Origin of the sequence: Mycobacterium sp. Aquia_216 (assembly GCF_026723865.1) — a bacterium.
GTDB lineage: Bacteria > Actinomycetota > Actinomycetes > Mycobacteriales > Mycobacteriaceae > Mycobacterium.
Genome location: NZ_CP113529.1, coordinates 4,130,345 through 4,150,748 on the forward strand (window position 1 = coordinate 4,130,345; position 20,404 = coordinate 4,150,748).

At 65.4% G+C, this 20,404-nt stretch carries 18 protein-coding genes and 1 pseudogene; 14 read left to right on the forward strand and 5 right to left on the reverse strand.

What is annotated here, in order from left to right; all coding sequences use genetic code 11:
• The first annotated feature begins 2 nt into the window (after nucleotides 1-2).
• A complete protein-coding gene (locus OK015_RS19355) occupies nucleotides 3-1,457 on the forward strand; it encodes an aldehyde dehydrogenase (protein WP_268125522.1) in 1,455 nt (484 codons plus the stop codon).
• 38 nt (nucleotides 1,458-1,495) lie between these two features.
• Here the strand turns inward: OK015_RS19355 and OK015_RS19360 are convergent, their stop codons facing one another.
• The gene (locus OK015_RS19360; RefSeq protein WP_268125524.1) at nucleotides 1,496-2,020 is read right to left on the reverse strand and encodes a hypothetical protein; all 525 of its coding nucleotides are present in this window, start codon (nucleotides 2,018-2,020) and stop codon (nucleotides 1,496-1,498) included.
• Nucleotides 2,021-2,292: 272 nt separating this feature from the next.
• On the opposite strand from OK015_RS19360, the gene OK015_RS19365 reads away from it, so the two are divergent.
• The 3 genes from OK015_RS19365 to OK015_RS19375 all read left to right on the forward strand — a co-directional run bounded on the left by OK015_RS19365 (nucleotide 2,293) and on the right by OK015_RS19375 (nucleotide 7,260).
• On the forward strand, nucleotides 2,293-3,051 hold the full coding sequence (locus tag OK015_RS19365) for a hypothetical protein (protein WP_268125526.1): 759 nt from the start codon (nucleotides 2,293-2,295) through the stop codon (nucleotides 3,049-3,051).
• A gap of 249 nt (nucleotides 3,052-3,300) precedes the next feature.
• Nucleotides 3,301-5,757, forward strand: a complete 2,457-nt coding sequence (locus tag OK015_RS19370) for a CaiB/BaiF CoA-transferase family protein (protein ID WP_268125528.1) — start codon at nucleotides 3,301-3,303, stop codon at nucleotides 5,755-5,757.
• Between the two features lie 42 nt (nucleotides 5,758-5,799).
• A complete protein-coding gene (locus tag OK015_RS19375) occupies nucleotides 5,800-7,260 on the forward strand; it encodes an aldehyde dehydrogenase (protein ID WP_268125530.1) in 1,461 nt (486 codons plus the stop codon).
• Here OK015_RS19375 and OK015_RS19380 read toward each other — a convergent pair.
• Nucleotides 7,209-7,547, reverse strand: a complete 339-nt coding sequence (locus OK015_RS19380; protein WP_268125532.1) for a hypothetical protein — start codon at nucleotides 7,545-7,547, stop codon at nucleotides 7,209-7,211. The genes OK015_RS19375 and OK015_RS19380 overlap by 52 nt on opposite strands.
• Here OK015_RS19380 and OK015_RS19385 point away from each other — a divergent pair.
• The 4 genes and pseudogenes from OK015_RS19385 (at nucleotide 7,528) to OK015_RS19395 (ending at nucleotide 9,171) form a co-directional block, all read left to right on the forward strand.
• Complete coding sequence (locus OK015_RS19385) at nucleotides 7,528-7,734, forward strand: hypothetical protein (RefSeq protein WP_268125534.1); 207 nt, start codon at nucleotides 7,528-7,530, stop codon at nucleotides 7,732-7,734. The two genes, OK015_RS19380 and OK015_RS19385, sit on opposite strands and share 20 nt — an antisense overlap.
• A 127-nt stretch (nucleotides 7,735-7,861) precedes the next feature.
• Nucleotides 7,862-8,335: pseudogene (locus OK015_RS29280) on the forward strand (AMP-binding protein); the annotation flags it as partial.
• A gap of 79 nt (nucleotides 8,336-8,414) precedes the next feature.
• Nucleotides 8,415-8,687, forward strand: coding sequence for an AMP-binding protein (locus OK015_RS29285; RefSeq protein WP_442791132.1), 273 nt, complete (start codon nucleotides 8,415-8,417; stop codon nucleotides 8,685-8,687).
• A gap of 16 nt (nucleotides 8,688-8,703) precedes the next feature.
• Nucleotides 8,704-9,171, forward strand: coding sequence for a class I adenylate-forming enzyme family protein (locus OK015_RS19395; RefSeq protein WP_268125538.1), 468 nt, complete (start codon nucleotides 8,704-8,706; stop codon nucleotides 9,169-9,171).
• Nucleotides 9,172-9,184: 13 nt separating this feature from the next.
• Here the strand turns inward: OK015_RS19395 and OK015_RS19400 are convergent, their stop codons facing one another.
• Both OK015_RS19400 and OK015_RS19405 read right to left on the reverse strand, forming a co-directional pair.
• On the reverse strand, nucleotides 9,185-9,880 hold the full coding sequence (locus OK015_RS19400; protein WP_268125540.1) for a TetR/AcrR family transcriptional regulator: 696 nt from the start codon (nucleotides 9,878-9,880) through the stop codon (nucleotides 9,185-9,187).
• A gap of 134 nt (nucleotides 9,881-10,014) precedes the next feature.
• Nucleotides 10,015-12,855, reverse strand: a complete 2,841-nt coding sequence (locus tag OK015_RS19405) for an ATP-binding protein (RefSeq protein WP_268125542.1) — start codon at nucleotides 12,853-12,855, stop codon at nucleotides 10,015-10,017.
• A 103-nt stretch (nucleotides 12,856-12,958) separates the two neighbouring features.
• Here OK015_RS19405 and OK015_RS19410 point away from each other — a divergent pair, with 103 nt between their 5' ends.
• The 6 genes from OK015_RS19410 to OK015_RS19435 are packed head-to-tail and all read left to right on the forward strand — an operon-like array spanning nucleotide 12,959 to nucleotide 19,640.
• Nucleotides 12,959-14,617 (forward strand): phytoene desaturase family protein, encoded by a 1,659-nt coding sequence (locus tag OK015_RS19410; RefSeq protein WP_268125544.1) that lies wholly within the window; start codon nucleotides 12,959-12,961, stop codon nucleotides 14,615-14,617.
• On the forward strand, nucleotides 14,614-15,636 hold the full coding sequence (locus OK015_RS19415; protein WP_268125546.1) for a DUF7065 domain-containing protein: 1,023 nt from the start codon (nucleotides 14,614-14,616) through the stop codon (nucleotides 15,634-15,636). Before OK015_RS19410 ends, OK015_RS19415 begins: the two co-directional genes overlap by 4 nt.
• Nucleotides 15,633-16,793 carry an LLM class flavin-dependent oxidoreductase gene (locus OK015_RS19420; protein WP_268125548.1) on the forward strand — a complete coding sequence of 387 codons (1,161 nt, stop codon included), beginning with the start codon at nucleotides 15,633-15,635 and terminating at the stop codon, nucleotides 16,791-16,793. Before OK015_RS19415 ends, OK015_RS19420 begins: the two co-directional genes overlap by 4 nt.
• Nucleotides 16,790-17,785, forward strand: coding sequence for a DUF7065 domain-containing protein (locus OK015_RS19425; protein WP_268125550.1), 996 nt, complete (start codon nucleotides 16,790-16,792; stop codon nucleotides 17,783-17,785). Before OK015_RS19420 ends, OK015_RS19425 begins: the two co-directional genes overlap by 4 nt.
• Complete coding sequence (locus OK015_RS19430) at nucleotides 17,782-18,837, forward strand: phosphotransferase (protein WP_268125552.1); 1,056 nt, start codon at nucleotides 17,782-17,784, stop codon at nucleotides 18,835-18,837. The genes OK015_RS19425 and OK015_RS19430 overlap by 4 nt, the downstream gene beginning before the upstream one ends.
• Before the next feature lie 47 nt (nucleotides 18,838-18,884).
• Nucleotides 18,885-19,640, forward strand: a complete 756-nt coding sequence (locus OK015_RS19435) for an SDR family NAD(P)-dependent oxidoreductase (protein ID WP_268125554.1) — start codon at nucleotides 18,885-18,887, stop codon at nucleotides 19,638-19,640.
• Between the two features lie 22 nt (nucleotides 19,641-19,662).
• On the opposite strand, the gene OK015_RS19440 is transcribed toward OK015_RS19435, so the two are convergent.
• A complete protein-coding gene (locus OK015_RS19440; RefSeq protein WP_268125556.1) occupies nucleotides 19,663-20,397 on the reverse strand; it encodes a hypothetical protein in 735 nt (244 codons plus the stop codon).
• Nucleotides 20,398-20,404 lie beyond the last annotated feature (7 nt).

The following is a 20,404-nucleotide window of genomic DNA, read 5'->3' on the forward strand; positions in this document are numbered from 1 at the left end:
GTATGCACGTGCATGAGGAGTTATTCATAGGCGGCGAGTGGTGCAAACCCGCGTCGAAGGCGCGGATCAGGGTGGTGTGCCCGTCCACCGAAGAGACCATCGGACAGGTGCCCGAGGCCGGCGCCGAGGACGTCGATGTGGCGGTACGAGCCGCCCGCAGCGCTTTCGACCGGGGAGCCTGGTGGGCTATGAATGTGTCCGAACGCGTCGACGTGCTCGAGCGCGCTCTGCAACTGCTCGGGTCGCGAATCGATGAGATCGCCACGCTGGTGACCGCGCAGATGGGTCTTCCGACCAGCATTGCCGGCATTCAGATCCCCGGTGCGCTGGAGACCGGACGCTACTTTCTCCATGTCGCGCAGGACGATTCGGTCAGCGAACTGCGACGAACACAGCTGGGGGCCGCAGCGGTCGTCAAGGAGCCGGTGGGTGTGGTCGCGTCCATCGCGCCGTGGAACGGTCCCTTCAACATGGCGATCTCCAAGATCATCCCCGCCCTGGTCACGGGCTGCAGCGTCGTCTACAAGCCAGCCCCGGAGACCCCGCTCGACGCTTTCTTTATCGCCGAGGCTCTCAGCCAAGCGGGCCTGCCGGCGGGGATATTCAACCTGATCACCGGCGGCCGGGAATCCGGTGCGGCGCTGGTGAATCACCGCGGGATCGACAAGGTCAGCTTCACCGGGTCCACCGCCGCCGGCCGCGAGATCGGACGACAGTGTGGCGGAAGCTTCAAGCGTCTGCAGCTCGAACTGGGCGGCAAATCAGCGGCAATCGTTCTCGACGACGCCGACATCGCGACGACCATGGCGGGGCTGGCGATGGGCTGCTTTTTCAATACCGGTCAGGTGTGTGCGGCCTACAGTCGCGTGCTCCTACCGGCAAGTCGTCACGACGAATTCACCGCGGCCCTGGTAGCCACCGCCGAATCGTTCACGGTGGGCGATCCGTTCGACGCCGCCACGACGATGGGCCCGCTGGTTTCGGCGCGTCAGCGCGAACGGGTGCTGAACTACGTCGATGCCGGCAAGCAGGAAGGGGCCGTAATCGCCACCGGCGGCGGGATTCCCCCGGGCCTGGACAAGGGTTTCTACGTCCAGCCCACCGTCTTCACCGGCGCCGACAATTCGATGCGGATCTGCCGTGAAGAAATCTTTGGGCCAGTGGTGTCGGTATTGCGCTACGAAACTGTCGATCAGGCGATCGCGATAGCTAACGACTCCGATTACGGGCTGCACGGCGCCGTGTTCACCACGGACCCACGCCGGGCCGCCGAGGTCGCGCGCCGCGTGCACACGGGCACTTTCAGCGTCAATGCGTTTGTCTACAACACCGAGGCACCATTCGGCGGAGTGAAGAACTCCGGCATCGGCCGCGACACCGGCCCCGAAGCAGTGCAGGCCTATTACGAGTTGAAGACCATCAACCTTGATGCTCCGACCGCGGCCATTTTCAGCTGAGAGAGCGTGTGCTGCGAGCGAGACGAAAGCAAAAGTCGTCAGCGCTTCTTAGCGACAATCGGCCCGCTCACCGTATAAGTCGTTGTCCGCCATAGGATCTCCGAAAGTGCCATGGCGACAGTCTCCGCCGAGGTGTCATCGACGGCAAGCTGATGGCAACACCGCTCGAACATCCAAGTCATCGCTGCGGCAACAGCATCCGGATCGGCCGGAGCGTCAGGACTGCCCTTCCAGCGTTCCCTCAGGTATCCAGCTGTTTGGCTAGTAATCTCCCCGACGGCCGCGCGCCACACCTCCCGCATTCCCGGGTCATGCTCGGCCAACTCGATGATCGCCGCGAGTACCTGACGGTTCATGCGCCACTGCCGAACAATCCTGCGCATCAAGTCGTCGAGCGTCTTTCGGGTCATATGCGGGTCGCGGAGCGCGTCACCGGAGACCTCCTCGCGCCAGGCAAGGGACTGCTGTGCGAGCCGACTAATGACGGCGTGTTTGTCCGTGAAGCAGGCGTAGAAGGTCGCTCTTGCGACCCGCGCCTCGGCCAGGATGCGTTCGACGCTCAAGTGTGCGACCGGTTCGCCGCTCGCGAGGAGTCGTCGGGTTGCCGCGAGGATCTCATTCGCCGAGGCCTCACGTCGCCGTCGGCCGACCGCCGCTTGGGCGCTCTCCGTTCGCGCCCCCTGCCGTGGAACCGACGCGTGATCGCCAATGCGGCGAGATAACTCGTTCGGCACCTGGACAGCGTACCCGAGTCAGACATACTGTATGAGTTGAACAATATGTTCAACTCAACATTGGCGCCAGCCACATTTGTGCGATCAAGGAGGACCGCAACATGACAACGGACCACGAAATCGGCACCGATCCAGTAATCCGTCATCGGCCCGGCACTGGTCCAGCCCTGAATCGCACGGCGAGATTGGCATGCGCCTGGAGCGGTATCGCCTGCACCGTCCTGTTCGCCATCGGGTTCGTAGCCTTCGCACGATTCCTGCCGTTTCCCAGCCCGGGCCTGTCCGCGGAGCAGGTTGTCGCCAATCTGGCAGCGAACAAGATCGGCATACGCATCGGCGTCATTTTCATGATCATCGGCTTCGGCTTGTTCGCAACCTTCGTGACCGGCGTAGCGCTGGAGCTGCGGCCCACCGACGGCCGTTACCCCGCGCTGACCTACGTTCAACTGGTATGCGGCGGCGCGAGCGCGGCAATCCTCGCGCTCAGTCCGATGTTCTTCGGGATCATGGTCTATCGCGTAGGCGAGATCCCCGCCTTTGTCACCCAGGCGCTCTATGACATCGCGTGGTTCTGCTTTGTGATGCCCTACCCGGTGTTCAGCCTGCTGCTGTTGGCGCAGGGCGGCGCGATCTTGCGCGATACCGCCACTCCCGCAGTGTTTCCGCGCTGGGCGGGCTTCCTATGCCTCGCGACGGCGGCGGCGCTGATACCTACTGGGTTCATCATCTTCTTCAAGGACGGCCCGCTCGCCTGGAGCGGCATAATCGGCCTCGGCATCCCGATGATCTACTTCTTCTCGTGGATCATGACCCTTTCCTATTACCTGATCCGCCACGTCAGCCGGGAGACCCGACGGTGAGCGCTTCTCACGGGGCATCGGCGCCGAGAACCGGAAGCATTGACAGCGAGCATCTTTGAGCTGATCGTTGCACAGCCGGACCGGTTACCAGAGGAGTCGTTTGATTCCCGAGCCGACGGGTTGCGCGGCTTTGCCTCCAACGGTTAAACCTATTAGCATTAGGCAAATCCTTCAGACGGGCACCCTCCAGCCACACGCGGTGGGCTGAAGCTGTCTGGCAGCCCGCGGCTCAATACAAGGGAAAGGCACGTGTTGACCCTCACGCCCGGTACGTCGAGGTTGCCGTTGAGCGCGCTGCGCGTCCTCGACCTCACCGAGGGCGCCGCGGAATGGTGTGGCCGCATCCTGGCCGACCTCGGGGCCCAAGTCATCCGCGTCGAGCCGCTCGGTGGGTCTCCCGGGCGCAGCGACCAAGTGGGCTTCGCGCTGCGCAACGCCAATAAGGCGGGGGTGGTTGTCGACCTCGACAATTCCGCCGGCCGATCGGCGCTGCTGGACCTTGCGGCCGATGCCGACATCCTGCTGGAGTCCTTCAGCCACGCGCAGGCACAGGACCGTGGGTTGACTCCGGCGGCGCTGTTGCGGGCAAATCCCGCGCTGGTAATCGTGTCGATCACCGATTTCGGACGTACCGGCCCACAGCGCGACCGCGTGGCCACCGAGGATGTCCTTGCCGCCGCCGGCGGTGTGCTGTCGCGATCGGGGTTGCCCGGCGGCACCCCGCTGTTGCCACCCCCGGGGGTGGTGTCGCTGACCGTCGGTGTGCACGCCGCGTGGGCAGCCCTCGTGGCGTACGTGAAGCGGGCACGCACCGGCGAGGGCGAGCATGTCGACGTCACGGCTTTGGAAGCCGTCGTCCACGGGTTCGACCCGGGCTTCGGTTCGCAAGGCTCGGCGGCTGCCGGACGTTCCGAAGACTTTCCGCGCGGGCGACCCGACGCCGCCAATTTCTACCCGATCTATCCCTGCGCCGACGGCCACGTTCGAATCTGTCTGCTGGCCACCAGGCAATGGCGCGCGATGTTCTCCTGGCTGGGCGAGCCCGCCGAGTTCGCCGATCCGCGCTACGACGCGATCCCCGCCCGCTTTGCGGCTTCCGACCGGCTCAACCCGCTGATCGCCGCGCTATTCGCCGACCGCGGCCGCGATGACCTGGTCGCCGAGGGCACCGCGCGGGGAATCCCGATTTCCGGAGTGCTCAGCGTCGACGAGGTGCTCGCCAGCGACCACTTCAGCAGCACCGGAACCCTCGTGTCGACCGAAATCGCCGACGGCCTGCGGGCGACCGTGCCGTCGGGCTACGCGTTCGTCGACGGCACACGGGCCGGACTGCGCCGGCGCGCGCCGAAGCCCGGTGAGCACAACCACTTGCTGACCACCGCCCGCGCCTCGCGACCCGAACACGACCTTGGGCTTCCGTCGTTGCCCAGCGGAGCCGCGCCGCTCAGCGGTCTGCGCATGCTTGATCTCGGCGTGATCGTGTTCGGCGCCGAACTCGGCCGGCTCTTCGCCGACTACGGCGCCGACGTCATCAAAGTCGAGAACTCTGCGTTCCCCGACGGCCTGCGTCAGACCCGTAAGGGCGGCGGAATGAACGCCTCCTTCGCGTGGGGCCACCGCAACAAACGCGGCCTTGGCCTCGACTTGCGCAGTCCCGACGGCGCACGCCTATTCCGCGAGCTGGTCGCCCACTCCGACATCGTGTCCGCCAACTTCAAACCCGGCACCCTCGAATCGCTGGGATTCAGCCATGCCGAGCTTGCCCGCGTCAATCCCCGCATCGTCGTCACCGACAGCAGCGCGTTCGGCAACCGCGGCCCGTGGCGCAGCCGGATGGGCTACGGGCCGTTGGTCCGGGCCTCGTGCGCCCTGTCGTCGCTGTGGCGTGACACCGACTCCGATCCCGACGAGCCCAGCGCCTTCTGCGACGGCTCGACGGTCTATCCCGACCACATCGCTGGCCACGCCGCGGCGGTCGCGGCGCTGGCCGCCGTGATCGGGCGCGGAGCTAGCGGAGCCGGCAGCGCCATCGAAGTTCCCCAGGCCGATGTGGCGGTGTATGCCCTGGGTCCCACCCTGGCCTCCCACTCCAGCCGAGCCTCCGGTCGACCGGGACACGTCGACGCCGAAGGTAACCGCCGCGGCGGTCTTGCGCCGGCCGGCGTGTTCCCCTGCGCCGGTGACGACGAGTGGTGCGTGATCACGGTGCGCGACGACGACGATTGGCAGGCGCTGGCCGCGGTGACCGGCCTGCCCGCCGAGCCGAAGCTACGGAACACCGCGACGCGCATCGCTCGGCGCGAACAGATCGAAGAACAGCTCGCCGCCTGGACCGCCGGCCACGAGGCCGTTGCCGTCGAAGAGAAGCTGCAGGCCGTCGGGGTTCCAGCCGCCGCGATGGTCCGCCTGCCCGAGGAACTCACCCACCCGCAACTGGTCGCGCGGGACTCCTTCCACACCCTGCGTCACCCCATGCTGACGCACCCGATCCCGACCGCGGCGCGCATCGCGGTCTTCTCGACCGTCCCCGATCCGGTCCTGCTGCCCGCGCCCACGCCCGGGCAGCACACCCGAGAGATCTGCGCATCGCTGCTGCACATGGAGCCCGACGAGATCGACCGCCTCGTCACCACCGGGGTGCTGCAGCCGCCGCCCGAGGATCCCGCTATCGCGAAGGCGCACGCGCCCGTCGCGAGCCAACAGTGACACGCGCCCGTCGCGAGCCAACAGTGAAAGGACAGGACACGCGTGGACATCAGCCTGGATAGGGACACGTTCTTCGTCGGCGGCACCTGGCTGCCCGCGTCCGCACCGGCGAACACCACCGAGGTGCTCGAAGCGGCCACCGGCAAGGTGCTGGGCAGCGCCGCACTAGCCGTCGGCGCCGACGTCGACGCCGCGGTGAACGCGGCACGCGAAGCACTGCGCGGGCCATGGGGGGCCATGTCGGGCGCGGAGCGCGCCGAGGTGATGCGCGCAATGGCCGCGGCACTGCAGGTTCGCGGTAAGGCAATCGCCGCACTGGTCAGCCGCGAAAACGGAATGCCCCGGCGACTTTCCTTGGGCGCCAACGGCTTCTTCCCATCGATCGCCCTGAGCTATTACGCGGGCTTGGCCGAGCACCTCGGCGACGAAGACCTGCGGCCCGGCGTGCTGTCACACGTCAGCGTCCACCGCGAACCCATCGGAGTGGTCGCGGCGGTGGTCCCGTGGAACTACCCGATGGGCCTGGCGGCGATGAAGATCGCGCCCGCGCTGGCCGCCGGCTGCAGCGTGGTGCTCAAACCGCCGCCCGAAACCGCGCTGGACGCCTTCGCCTGGGCCGAGGCCGCGTTGCAGGCCGGTTTGCCGGCCGGCGTGCTCAATGTGATCCCCGGCGGCCGCGAGGCCGGTGCCGCGTTGGTCGCCCATCCCGGCGTCGACAAGGTTGCCTTCACCGGCTCAACGGCGGCCGGTCGGGCGATCGGCGAGATCTGCGGGCGGTTGCTGCGGCCGGTCACGCTCGAGCTGGGCGGCAAGTCCGCGGCGATCATCAGCGATGACGCCGAGCTGGATGCGTTTGTCGCCGCCTTGCCCGACATCTGTCTACCCAACAACGGCCAGACCTGCCATGCCACCACCCGGATCCTGGCGCCGGCCTCGCGGTATGCCGAGATCGTCGACGCGGTGACCGATACGGTCCGTACGTTGCAAGTTGGCGATCCGCTGGACAAGACGACCCAGATCGGTCCGCTGGTCAGCGCTGCGCAGCGGTCCCGCGTGCTCGACTACATCGAAAACGGTAAGGCCAGCGGTGCGAGATTGACCACCGGCGGCGGCGTGCCCGCGAATCAGTCCCTCGGCTGGTTCGTCGAACCCACGGTCTTCGCCGACGTCCACAACGCCATGACAGTCGCGCGTGAAGAGATCTTCGGGCCGGTGCTGTGCGTCCTGCCGTACACCGACGAGGACGAGGCCATCGCCATCGCCAACGACTCCGACTATGGCTTGGGTGGCACGGTATGGACGGCCGACCCCGAGCGAGGCGCGGCGCTGGCGTCGCGGATGCGCACCGGGTCGGTGGGAATCAACCACTACGCCCTCGACGTCCTCGGGCCGTTTGGCGGTGTCAAAGCCAGCGGGCTGGGTCGCGAACTCGGCCCCGAAGGCCTGGCGCCCTACATCGCGCTGAAGTCGGTGTACCGGCCACCGATCAGGGAGGACCGTTGACCGGAGCGCTTGTCGGGCTGGGCATGACAAAGCTGGGCAAGGTCTACGGCCGCTCGACGACCGCGCTGGCAGCCGAAGCCGTCCAACGCGCTGTCGCCGATGCCGGCCTGGCGCTCAGCGATCTGGACGGACTGCTGGTCAGCGCCGGCATCAAACAGGACGTCGGGGTCGGTTTGGCCGCAGTGTTGGGCCTGGGCGAGCTCCGCGGGTGCATCATGGCGCTCCCCCAACAGATCCGCCGCGGCGCGAGGATTGGCCGGTTGGTCGGTGGCCTCCGGTGCGGTCAACCCCAACATCCTCTATGCACTGTGCGCGCGCCGGCATATGCAGGCGTACGGGACCGCTTCGAAGCAACTCGGCGACCCGGTTCGGGTGCGCTACCTGCGGTCCGGCGACGGCGACGAGCAAGGCGAGGTGGTGCCGGTGTTCGAGCCGGTCAAACCGCACCTTCCGGAGGGCCGCCGTGTTCGTTGACACTCACTTACCTACTCAAATAAGGTTTCCTCGCGTGGCCGCATCCGCGTTCCAGCCCGCTGCTCGCCGCGCCGCGACCTGATCCGCGACGGAGAGCGCACGCGATGACCGAACTGGTGACCGACGGTTGAGCTACTGGGCGCGGCAGGCCCGCGACCGTGCCGCCATCGTCTTCGACGGCACAGACACCGTCGATTACCCGACGCTGGATCGCTGGACCGACTGTGCCGCACTGCATCTGGCAACTGCGGCGCTCAACCCCGGGGACCGGATCGGCATCATCGGTGACAACGGTCTGGAATGGGTCGTCTCGGCGATCGGAGCGCTCAAGATCGGGATCGTCGTTGTCCCATTGAACAATCGCTTCACTGCCGAGGAGTTGCGCTACCTGATCGACGACGCCATCCCCAGCCTGGTCCTCGCCGATGACGCCCACCACGACCGGATCGCGGCAGCCATCCAGGGGACCACAACCCGACTGTGGCGGCTCGAAGACTTCGCCGCGCTGCGCCACCAACCACATCGGACGGTTGGGCGGCGGGAGGATGCGCACCCGGACGACATCACCCAAATCGTCTATACCAGCGGAACGACTTCGCGCCCAAAGGGTGTCATCTTCACCCATCGCAGCACGTTCAACCTTGTTGCGGATCTTGCCATTACCGACCCGGCACTTCGGTATGGCAGCCCATCCGGATTTTGCTTCGGCCGACCTGTCGGCGTTGGAATTGGCGACGATCGCTGGTGCCGCGGCGCCTGTTTCGACGATGAGGGCCTGGCTCGACAAGGGCGCAACCGTTCAGCAAGCCTACGGAATGACCGAACTGGGAGGGCTTTCCAGCATCAATCCGAGGGAGAACGCCGTCGTGCGGCCCGAATCGATCGGCACCGGAACGGTTTTCACGCGACTGCGCGTCGTGCGGCCCGCACGGTACCGACTGCGATGCCGATGAGCCCGGTGAAATCATCGTGTCCGGCCCGGGAATCACCCCGCAATATTGGCGAAATGATCACGCCTACGCCGCGGCGATGCGCAGCGGCTGGTTTCACAGCGGCGATGTCGGCATCAAGGATGCCAACGGGATCCGCGTCGTCGATCGGCTCAAAGACATCATTATCACCGGCGGATTCAATGTCGCTCCTTCCGAGATCGAGGCAGTGGTCGCCGAGCTACCCGGCGTGATCGAGGTATGCGTGGTATCAGCGTTCGACCCCAAATTCGGTGAGACGCCCGCGGCGATCGTCTATACCGAAGAGAACCTGACCGCAGAGGCCGTCATCGAGCATTGCCGCGCGCATCTTGCCGGCTATAAAGTTCCGCGCCACGTCATCGTCCAACACACGGCTCTGCCCCGGATCGCCAGCGGCAAGATTGCGCGACGCCAAATCCGAGGCGCGCATCCCGAGCTGACAAACGACACTCAAGCGGTCGGGTGAGCCCGCGGGCGAACTAAGAGGCGGTGGACTCTTCGAATCGTGTTACAGCCGAGCCGAACTCACCCCAATGCTGCGGCGGTGGCGCGGACTCCGGAACATTGGGCGCTGCGCCGCGCAAGAAACTACGGATCGCTTCGGCGAACGCCCCCGTAGCGGATCGCTGATTGGCGGCTACTGCCGCGACCAGAACAGGCTCGGTGGCCGGATCGGCGTTGGCGAATGGGCGACCCCTCCCCTCGTCGCCGTGCATCGCCTCGGTGATGCCGGCGCCCAACGTCAACTTGTCCAGGCCATCCAGGATCAGCACCACTTGCTCGAGCGGCACACCGATCTCGGTGAGGTAAATAGCGGAATCGTTGTAGTTGCGGATGAGCACATCGCGCGGCATGAACTGCAGTAACAGCGGTACGGCATTGTGGTGCCGCAACATCGAATCACGAAACGCCAAACTCAGCGCGACCAACCACTCCATCCAATTGGGCACCGACGTGGGGTCGGGCAAACGTGTCTCGACCACTATCGCCCGCGCCACCGCCTTCAAAATCTCTGCCTTGTCGGCGAAGTGGTGATACAGCGACGGCGCCTGCACGTTGAGTTCGCGCGCGAGCCGGGGCAAGCTGAACGCGTCCAGACCCTCCGTATCGATGATGCGCAGCGAGGCCTCCACCACGGCGTCAGGGCGGATTAGGGGCTTGGAGGGACGGGCCATAGGCACATTATCGACTATCCGCAGCTCAAAAGCAGCAGCAGCCGAACATGAGAGCCGCCATAAACCTACGACCAGCAGGTTTACCGAGTTTCAACTCGTTCCGGTGGCATTGGCGGGAGACCGTCGTTCCGGTACTACTCGTCGGTGCGCCGCGGCCCGTAGTCCGCCATGGCATCGGAGAGGGCCTCGCGGGAATCTACGCCAAGCTTTCGGAACACATTGCGTAAATGCCACGCAACCGTGTTGCGTGACACGAACGTCAACTCCGCGATACTCCGGTTGTCGTGCCCCGATGCGGCTAGCTGGGCGAGCCGCCGCTCGGTCGGGGTCAGCGACTCGGTGCCGACCCGGGCCGGGCGGCGTGGGCGTGCACCAGCGGCCACAAGCTCCTCGCGGGCGCGGTCAGCCAGTGCCGTGGCACCACCACGGTGCGCCAGATCGAGGGCGTTGGTCAACGGATCGCGCGCGGCCACCCGCGATCCGGCGCGGCGCAGATGGACGCCGAGATCGGTCAGTGCCCGCGCTAGTTCCAGTCGTGCGCCGGTCTTCTCGAGGACAGCCACAGACTCGGTGAGGGTGGCCAGCGCTTCCGAAGGCTCGTGCACCAGCGCGGACCGCCGAAGCGCGGCACCCAGCGCGATCGGCGTTTCGAATCGCCGGGCGAGCTCGATCTCGGATTCGATGAGCTCACGGGCTCGCGATGTGTCGCCCGCGGCCGCGGCCGCCATGCATGCCAGCGGTCGCCATGGCAGCACCGCCGGGTTGATCATGCCGTAGTCGCGCAGCGACTGGACTGCTGATTCCAGGTCGGCCCGCGCCGCCGTGATCTCCCTGCGACACAGTCGAAGCCGCGCCCTCGCGACGTAGAACCAAGCGTTGATCCCCAACGCTTCCGGGGGTGCCAACTCGTGCTCGGCACGGCTCAGCATGTCAGCGGCCTGATCCAGTTCGCCCCGCTCGATCATGCAATGCACGAGCGTCGCCAGCGCCGTGGGAGCCAGTGCGTGCCACCCGCGGTTCATCCCCTCGACCGCGATCTGCGCGTCCACCATCGCATCGTTGACGCGGCCCGCCGCATAGCACACCAACGCCCGCATCAACGCGGCCTCAGCGAAGGCCAGCGACGCACCGCGGCTGCGTGCGTCGGCGAGCACGGCATCGATGTGACGCTCCGCCGCCTCTAGTTCGCCACCGTAAAGCAAGGGCAACACAACAAGATTGACTACCGGCGATTCCGATGTCTGTTCAAGCAGAAGTCTGCCGTCGGCAATGGCCATGTCCGCCAACGCCGCTGCCCTGGACGCCGGGGGTACCCGTAGCGAGATGTTCAATGCCCGTATCGCCAGCATTGCCCTGTCACCGGCGCCCTGCGGCGGTGACACTTCGGTGGCGTCGAGCAGATCAACCCGGCGGTGAATTGGCGCCAAATAGGACTCGGCGCACATCGACGACGCCTGGAATCGCCGAAAGACCTGCACATCGCCATCCTCGAATAGCTCAGCGCCGCGACGAAACGCGGCGGCGGCTTCCTCGTGCCTGCCGTAGCGGTACAGCGTTTGCCCTAACGAATACAGCGCATCGGCCCGCACGGTCGGTTCATCGATCAGCAGCATCGCCTGCTCGAAACGCTGCAACGACGTCGTCTGTCCCGCGGCCGCCTCCGTCAGACCGAGGTCGATCAGAAGGCGAGGCGAGACCGAGTCCTGCGGGGCGGTGTCCAGTGCGCGGCGCAGATAACGAATCGCGTTCGCCGGGGAGCCTTTTCGTGCGGCCGCACGCGCGGCCGCATGCAGAATTCCCGCCACCCACGCCTCCTCACTCGGCGTGGCCTCGAGCAGATGGCGCGCGACGACCTCCGAATCGGTTCCGACGGCTGCGAGCAACTTCGCCGCGCGCGCGTGCGCTTCGGGCTTCTCCCCTGGCGCCAGGGAGGCGTACGTCGCCGATCGGATCATGGGGTGAGCGAACGAGGCTGGATCGGCGGCGTCGAAGATCCGCGCGGCAACGAGCCGCTCGGCCGCGGTAACCGCCGGGGCAGGCCGCAGCGCGGCCATTCGGGTAACGACGGCCAGAGACGTCCCGTCGCCCAACACGGCGGCAGCTTTGGCCAGCTCACGGGCATCCGGTCCCAAACGCGCCAGCCTACGGGCGATCTGGCGTCGCACTGAGTGCGGTGTTCGCAACGAACCCGTGCTGGCCGCGGTGATGTCTGACTCGTCGCGTAGCTCGGCGATGACCTCGCTGACCAGGAAGGGGTTCCCGCCCGTCTCGTGGTGCACCGTGTCGATGAGGGCGTCATCGACTTCGAGCTCCAAGCCCGTTGCGAGGAGCTCGCCGACCGCCTGCCGGCTGAGTTCAGGCGGCCGAATCGACGGCGCGGCGCTGCTCTCCCATAGCAAAGAGACCAGATCAGAGTGGGTCTCGGGGTCACCGGTGCGAACCGCGGTCAGCAGCGTGATCGGCAGATCGTCCAGCCGTTCGCCCAGATAGGCAAAAAACCGGAGCGAGCCGGGATCCGCCCACTGCGCGTCGTCGACGAGCAGAGCGAAGGGGCCGTTCCCGGACAGGTTGACCATGAGCCAGTACAAGCCGTGGATAACGGTGAACTCGTCCGTTGTGGCGGTGTACTCAGCCGGCTGGACCCGACGACTCACCATCGGTTCGGCGAGTGCCGCTGGGCCACTGAGCAATTCGGTGCGCTCGTCGGCGGTGGCGCGCACCAACCGGGTTTCCACCAATTCGACGGCCATACCGAAGGCCAGCTCGCGGGTGAGTTCGCTGCCGCGCGCTCGCAGCACCGTGAAACCGGCCTCGGTCGCAAGTGCGGCGGCTTCATCGAGGAGGTACGACTTGCCGATACCGCTGGGTCCCTCGATCACGCAAGCCTGTCCGTGACCGCTGCGCGCGTGCGTGATCACGGAACGTAACGCATCCAGTTCGCGGTCTCGCTCGAGCGGATGAACGGGTCTCGACATTATTCGCGCAGTATCGCACTAACCGAAAACCCATCACAGGGCCACGAAAAACTCCCCCGGGTGGGTGGCGACTGCATCCCATCGCCGCCGATACGTTGCCGACGTGGGAACAAGCGCGCAACCGAAGACATATGACGTCGTGGTCGTCGGCGGGGGCCACAACGGTCTCACCTGCGCGGCATTTCTGGCCAAAGCGGGCAAGCGAGTTTTGGTGCTGGAGGCCCGCGACACCGTCGGCGGCCTGGTCTGGACAATGGAAATGCCCAACGCACCCGGCTTCAAGGTGAGCCCTTGCAGCGTTGAGTTCGTTCTGCCCGGCGTCAAGCCCTCGATCGTGGACCAGCTGGAGCTACACAAGCACGGACTGCGGTGGGTGCACCCGACCGCCCTGACGACCTGGCTGGGTCCCGACGGTGCCAGCGTCGCGTTCTACCAGGACATCGCCCGGACCAAAACCGAAATCGCGAAGTACTCACGCCGGGACGCGCAACGGTACGAGCAACTCGTCGACATCATCACCGAAACGCTGATGACGCTGATGCCCTACTTTCACGGCCACCCCTGGCGGGTAAAGCCGCACACCGTGTTCGACGTCCTCAAGCAGGCCGCGAAGAGTCGCACCAAACTGGCCAAGGGCGCCCGCGTCATGCTCGGCTCGATCGACGCCGTGCTCGAAGAATGGTTTGAAAGGGAAGAGATCAAGGCCCCCATCGCCGCCTACTCGGCAGGCACGTTCGGGCCGATCACCGAGACCGGCACCGGATTCCACTTGGCGTTCCTGTGTGGAATCCATCAATGGGGCGTGAAGCGGCCGGTCGGCGGCAGCGGTGCCTTCACCCAGGCGATCGCCAATGCGGTACGCCATCACGGCGGCGAGATTCGCACCAGCGCCAAGGTCAAACGGGTGCTCACGCACAACGGGACCGCACGCGGCGTCGAATTGGACAGCGGCGAGCAGATCCTGGCGTCCGACGTGGTGTGCGCCGTGGATCCCTACACCTTGCTGACCAAGCTGCTCGATCCGTCCGACGTACCCGACTCGACCTTCGACCAGCTCCGGTCGTTGCAGGTCGGGCGATACAACGTGCTTTATTTCGACGCTGAAATGGCATTGTCCGGGCGGCCGAAATTCCCGGGATTCCACGACGACGAATACACCTCGACGCTGATGTTGTGTCCGACGCTGGATTACATGCGGCGGTCGACCGTCGACGGGATGGCCGGCGCCTTCACGGACGAGATCCCGATGGCCACGTTGAGCTCGTCGGTCTACGACCGCAGCCTGGTACCACCCTCCAGCGCGGGCGAGACATTGAAGTTCTACTGCTTCAACACTCCGATCGAGCTTTCGAACGGGAGAAGCTGGGACGACGAAAAGAAGGACTACTTCGAGCGTGCTCTGGACCACTACGAGCTCTATGCGCCCGGCACCCGGGACCTGATCATCGACGCACACCTCACCGCGCCGCCGGATTTCGAGGAGCGTTATTTCGTCCACGGCGGCAACTACGAGCACGTTGATCTCACACTGAACCAGCTCGGCCCGACGCGGCCCATCCCGGCGCTGGCCGGTTACGAGAGCCCGGTCGAGCGGGTTTGGCATTCCGGGGCGGGCGCCTTCCCCATGGCATACATCAGCGGCTGGCCCGGCCGAAACACCGCGGACGCGGTGCTGCGGGGGCCGTCGCGGCTGCGCCGACGCGCCCGCAAGAAAGCGGCATCCTCGACGCTGCCACCGCTGCAATTCAGGGTCGGCGAATGACGCCGGCCGCTCCGCAGCCCGCCCGCGTGGAACCCCACGAGTTCGCCGATTCCGATGATTTCGCCCATCCGCCGCAGGGCGATGCGAGCTGGTCCGAGAGTTTCCTGGTCCAGACCTACTGCCCGCGCAGCAATGTCGGCTTCTACGCACACACCAACCGCACCTCGTGGGACACCGCGCTGTGGAGCGAGGTGGTGGCCGTCTACCTGCCGGGTGACCGGTTCGCGGTGGCCAAGGGCTTCGGCTACGCGCCGTCCGCGCGGCAGATCGGCGGCAGCTTGTCCTTCGAGGCGCCGCGGCCGTTCGAGGAGAACGTGACCCGCTACCGGGGTGCCGCGCAGTTAGTCGACGGCCGAATACTGCGCGACGGCCCGGCTCCCTCGGGGATGCACGTCGGGCTCGACGTCGAGCTGACACACCACGCGCTGGGGGCACCCTTCGGTGTCGGCGACGTGCGCCCGGGCAACTTCGGGCACACCCACTATGAGCAGCACTTCAGGTGCAGTGGCCAGATAACCCTCGACGGTCAGCGCCTCGATGTGGAGGGCACCGGTGTACGAGATCACACGTGGGGCCCGCGCGACCTCTCGGTGATGGGCAACCACTTCTGGATTCACGGCGAATTCCCGGACGGGCGTTGGCTTTCAACGATGCACATCGCCCGTCGCGGCGGCGGAGCCCCGCTGCTGAACTTCCACGTCATCGGCGACGGCACCGGCATGACTCACGCATCGCTGGTCAGCCACGATGCGCTGCTCGACGCCGAATCCGAGGTCTTCGATCCGTGGCGGATCGAACTGCAGGTTGGCGGCGAGGCTCAGGAGATCCGCGGGGAAATCATTGCGCCCATGCCGTTTTCGTTCGTCGGTCCGGTCGAGATGACGCTCGGTACCGACCGCACTCTCGACGCCAGCCACGTTGTGTACGAATCTCAGGCCCGCCTGAGCTGGAACGGTCAGATCGGTTACGGGCTCTGTGAGCGCACCGTGGCCAGACCCAGAAAGGAATCAATTAAATGAACTCCCATGTCGTGACCGGCTATCCGCTCGATAATCACCGGACCACGCCCATCCCGGCGTTCACGCAATTCGCCGGGGCGGTCCACGACAGTCCGAACATCGATTACATGTGGCTCTGGGACGAGCTGTCCGGGTGGTTCCCCGGGGAGCTGTGGACCCCGGACAACACGCCGGCGGCCGAGTTCATCGACGGCAACTCGACCTACGACCCGTTCCTGCAGGCCGCGATCGCTTTGGCGCACAACCCCGATGCCAACATCCGGCTGTCGACGGATGCGATTCGCAGTGCACCGGCCGAACTCCTGCGCAAGGTGCTCACCTTGAGCAATGCGACCAGCGGCGACGTCGTGGTCGCGGTCGGCGCTGGTGAGCTGCGGCAGACGAAACCGTTCGGCTACAAACGGGCAGAAGGCCTCAAGAGGCTCGAGGACATTTTCCAGCTCGTCCGCCGTCTCTACGACGAGCCGGAGCCATGGACGCAGGAGACGAACTTCTGGCATCTGAAAAACGCCACGATCGGCAATCACCGCCCGCAGAAGCGCCCCGAGTTCTGGGCCCTGGGCGGCGGACCGGTGCTACTGGATATTGCGGCCCGGTATGCCGATGGATTCGAAGCCGCTTCCCCGCAGGCCATTCAGACGCCGGAGGAATTCTCCGAGACCGTCACGGCGATGCGCCAGAAGGTGGAGAGCTACGGACGCGACCCCGATGCGTTCGGTTTCGGCATTTGGAGCATCTACGTCTGCCACGAGGATCCGGAGGTCATCGAGAAAGTTCTGGCCAACCCGATCGTCCGGTATTTCGCAGGGCAATTCGGCCGTCTGGATCAAACGCGCTGGATCGAAGAAGGTGAGACGCCGGTGATGCCCGAGGGGTGGCATTACGCGGTCAAGTGGGCCCCGTTCGAGCAGACCGACGAGGAAATCAATCGTATTGTCAATGCCACGCCCGTGTCGATGTCACGCAAGGCTTTTCACGTAGGCACGCCACAAGAGATGGCCAAGCTGCACTCCGGATTCGTGGAGGCCGGAGCGCAATTCGTCGGCTGGTTGGATATGACGCCGCTGGCGCTGGGACCACTGGAGGGACCGGAGTCGCTACGCCGCGCCAACGAGATTTCCGGCCTGATCAAGCAGGCGGCAGGGGTACGGGTGTGACGACGAGCCGGGTTGAACGCCCCCAGCATCTGGCCGACGTCGACGAGTTCCTGCATCAAGTTCCCGATGTGCCGCTCTGGGTCGAGAACTACTTGAGCCAGGCCTACTTCCCCGCCGAGCGCATCGGCATGTTCCTGCACCTCGGCCGGGTCTCTTTCGACCAGCCGGCCTGGGACGAGCTGGTCCTGATCTATCTGCCGGGCGACATGTTCCTGGCTGCGCGCGGATTCGGGTATGGCGGTGAAACGCCGCGGGGGCCGGCTGGGCCGTCGCTAACGTATCAGTGCATCGAACCGTGGCGCACATGGCGCAAGACATTCCGCGGTCCGGCCCGGCTGGTTTCCGGCGACGAGCTGCGTAGCGGCGGCGTGGCGGACGGGTTACACGTCAAGCTGTCCTTCGACCTGACCTACGAAGCGATGGGCCCAGCGTTCGAACTCGGCGCCATGCACGAGCAGAATTGGGCATCGTCGCACTACGAACAGCACTGCGCCGTAACGGGAACACTTTCTTACGGCGATGTTTCGGTGGAACTGGCCGGCACCGGGATCCGGGACCACAGCACCGGGGCACGCGACCTGACAGGCCTACACAATCACATCTGGTGTCACGCGCAATGGCCTGACGGGCGCGCCTTCTGCCTGATGTATCTGGCCAATCGTGACGGGACCGGGCGGATGAACCACGCGGCCGTGTGCACCGGCGACAGTGTGCGCTACGGCCGGCTGGTCAGCGCGGCTCCGCTGCTCGACTCATGGGACCGGCGAGGCGACGACTACACGCTCACGCTAAAAGTCGAGAACGAGACGATCCAGCTGACGGCCACGATAGGTCAGGTCGGCGCTTTGGCAATCGCCGGTCCTGGAGAGATCGTCCGCGGGGCCGCGCGTGGAGACGGCTGCCACCATCTGCTTGCCGAGGCGATGACCAGATTCAATTGGGACGGCCAGGTTGGTTTCGGCCTCACCGAACGATCGGTCCTGGTGCGATGAGCCTGCGACAGCTTCCACAGTCGGCCGACGACCTCGACGACTCGTGGGCCAGCCAGGCGCTGGGCACATCGGTGCGGGTGGTCAACCGCGAAAGCGTCGGATTGGGAACAGCATTCGCTTGCCGCCTCTTTCGGCTCACCCTCGATGGCCCGCCCGGCACACCGACGAGCGTGCTGGTTAAGATGCCGATCGTCGGCGACACCCGCGCGATGCTGGACGGTATCGGCACGTATAGCCGTGAGATCGAGTTCTATCGTGAGCTCGCTCCGCACCTGCCGGTGCGTACACCAAAAATCCATTTCGCCGAGCAAGCAACCGATTCCACCGACTTCGTGTTGGTGATGGAGGATCTCGCCGGCGATTGTGTCCAGATCGACCAGCACGAGGGATTCAGCCGGCAACAAGCCGAGGCGATCGTCGACGCTCTCGCACGGTTCCATGGTTGGTCTTGGAGCAACGAAAAGCTGCTGCAACGGTATTCGGCCAGATTCTGGCCTACCTCCTCGGGCGAGGGGCGCGCTCTGCAGCAGCAGTACGGCCAGCTCTTCGCCTATGTATGGGGGCTGCGCCGCGAGGCCCTCGTGGAACTGCTACCGCCCAGCGCGGTGTGGATCTCGGATCGCTTCGCCGAGCTGCAGCCACGGATGCTCGACGCGCTGGCGACGCCAACCTGCATCACACACGGCGAACTACGCTCGGACAACTTACTTTTCGACGCGAACGGTGAACCGGTGTTCATCGACTTTCAAACCGTCGGACAGGAGTGCGGGATCCGGGAACTCCAATACCTGCTTTGCACCAGCATGCCGGTTGACCGACTGGCAGGCATCGAAGATGCTCTGGTACAACGCTATTGCAGTGGCCTGACCGACTACGAGCAGAACCAGGCACGCGAACAGTACCGCTGGGCGACGGCATACAACCTGTTGTGGCCGATCATGGCAAATGTCCGTTGGGAAGGCTCCGACCAACGTGGACGCGACCGACTCGACGACATGGTTCGCCGGCTCGGTTCGGCAGTAGAGCGGCACTCGTCAGCTGACTTGTTCTGAGGTACGCCGAAATTCCAGGTGCGCTCTGAAATGTCGGGAGGAGCGAGATGGCGGAACTCGACGGCAGAGTAGCAATCGTCACCGGGGCTGCTCGCGGGATCGGGATCGCCATTGCCCGCGCTTTCGATCACCGTGGAGCATCTGTGGTGATCTGCGATGTCGGCGGGAACCCTGAGCACGTGGCATCGGGGCTGCGCCGCAGTATCGGCGTCGTATGCGACGTCAGCAGCGAACACGATGTCGACGCCCTGATCAAGAGAACACTGGACGAATTCGGCCGGCTCGACATCGTGGTCAACAATGCGGGCATCGATGGCGCGTTCACTTCCCTGGCAGAATCTGCGCCCGAAACCTTCGACCAGGTGATCGCCGTGAATCTTCGCGGAGTGTATCTCGTGATGAGGAAATCGATTCCAGCGTTGATTTCCAGCGGAGGCGGTTCGGTCATCAACATCGCGTCGATCGCCGCGGTCGTCGCTTTCGCGGGAGCGAGTGCTTATACGGCCAGCAAAGCCGGGGTTGTCGGGTTGACGCGGGTCGCCGCACACGAATATGGAAGTTCTGGCGTCCGGGTGAATGCGATACTTCCTGGGGTAATCGAAACGCCCATGCTCGCCGACCTCAAAGAGACGACTCCCGATATGTACCAGCAGATAAAGGCTCAGGCCGTGGCCATGACCTCGCAGGCCAGATTGGGCCGTCCAGACGAAATCGCCTCAGTGGCAGCATTTCTCGCGAGTGACGGCGCTTCCTACCTTACCGGGGTTGCGATTCCCGTCGATGGTGGGTACACGGTGGCGTAGCGGTCACCACCGCGCTCGGGCGCTAGCCGACACCGGCTTGCACGTTCGCGCGGCTCGTGCTCTGACCCTCGGCCTCCTCGTCGATGCGACTGGCGCGCAACATCAGCCACGTCATCGTCACCATCCAGACGAAGAACGACACGCAAAGCAGCCACCAGGCCAGAATTCCGTTCCAGGCCACTGGACCGTCATGCACGAAGACGACGAAACTGCCCGGCGCGACGCCCAGCGCCGTCCAAATGTTGAGATATGCACACCAGCGCGGCAGCAGCGGGTGTGACCGACGGTCCTGAAATACGACGATCGCGATAATCGCCATCTGGGCCATCGCCGTTCCGACGATCCCGACGTACGGCAGCCAGGCCAGATCGTTTAGCAGTTGGATCGTCTCAGGGCTGCGTTCGCTCCGGTATGCGGCCGTCTGCCATACCAGTTGCGGGAAGATGAACTCGAGGATCAAGCACGACCCGGCAATCAGCTGTGCGGTGGCCAGCGGTGAACCGCTGCCGGCGATCCGCCGGATCTGGTGGGTGAGCGCCGCGACGAAGAACGCCAAAAACGGCGCCGCGGCGGTGGCGATCCAGAGGCCGGTGCGGATTCGGCCACGTCCCTCGGCGAACATCTGCGCTACGGCGTCGGCGCTCATCCCCGGCGCCGGCGGCGGTATGAAGCCCGCGAATAGCCAGAACCCCACGAAGAACAGCGGCGCGAAAGTGATTCCCCCCCATACGCAGATGCGCTGTTGCCGTTCGGTCATCGTGAGC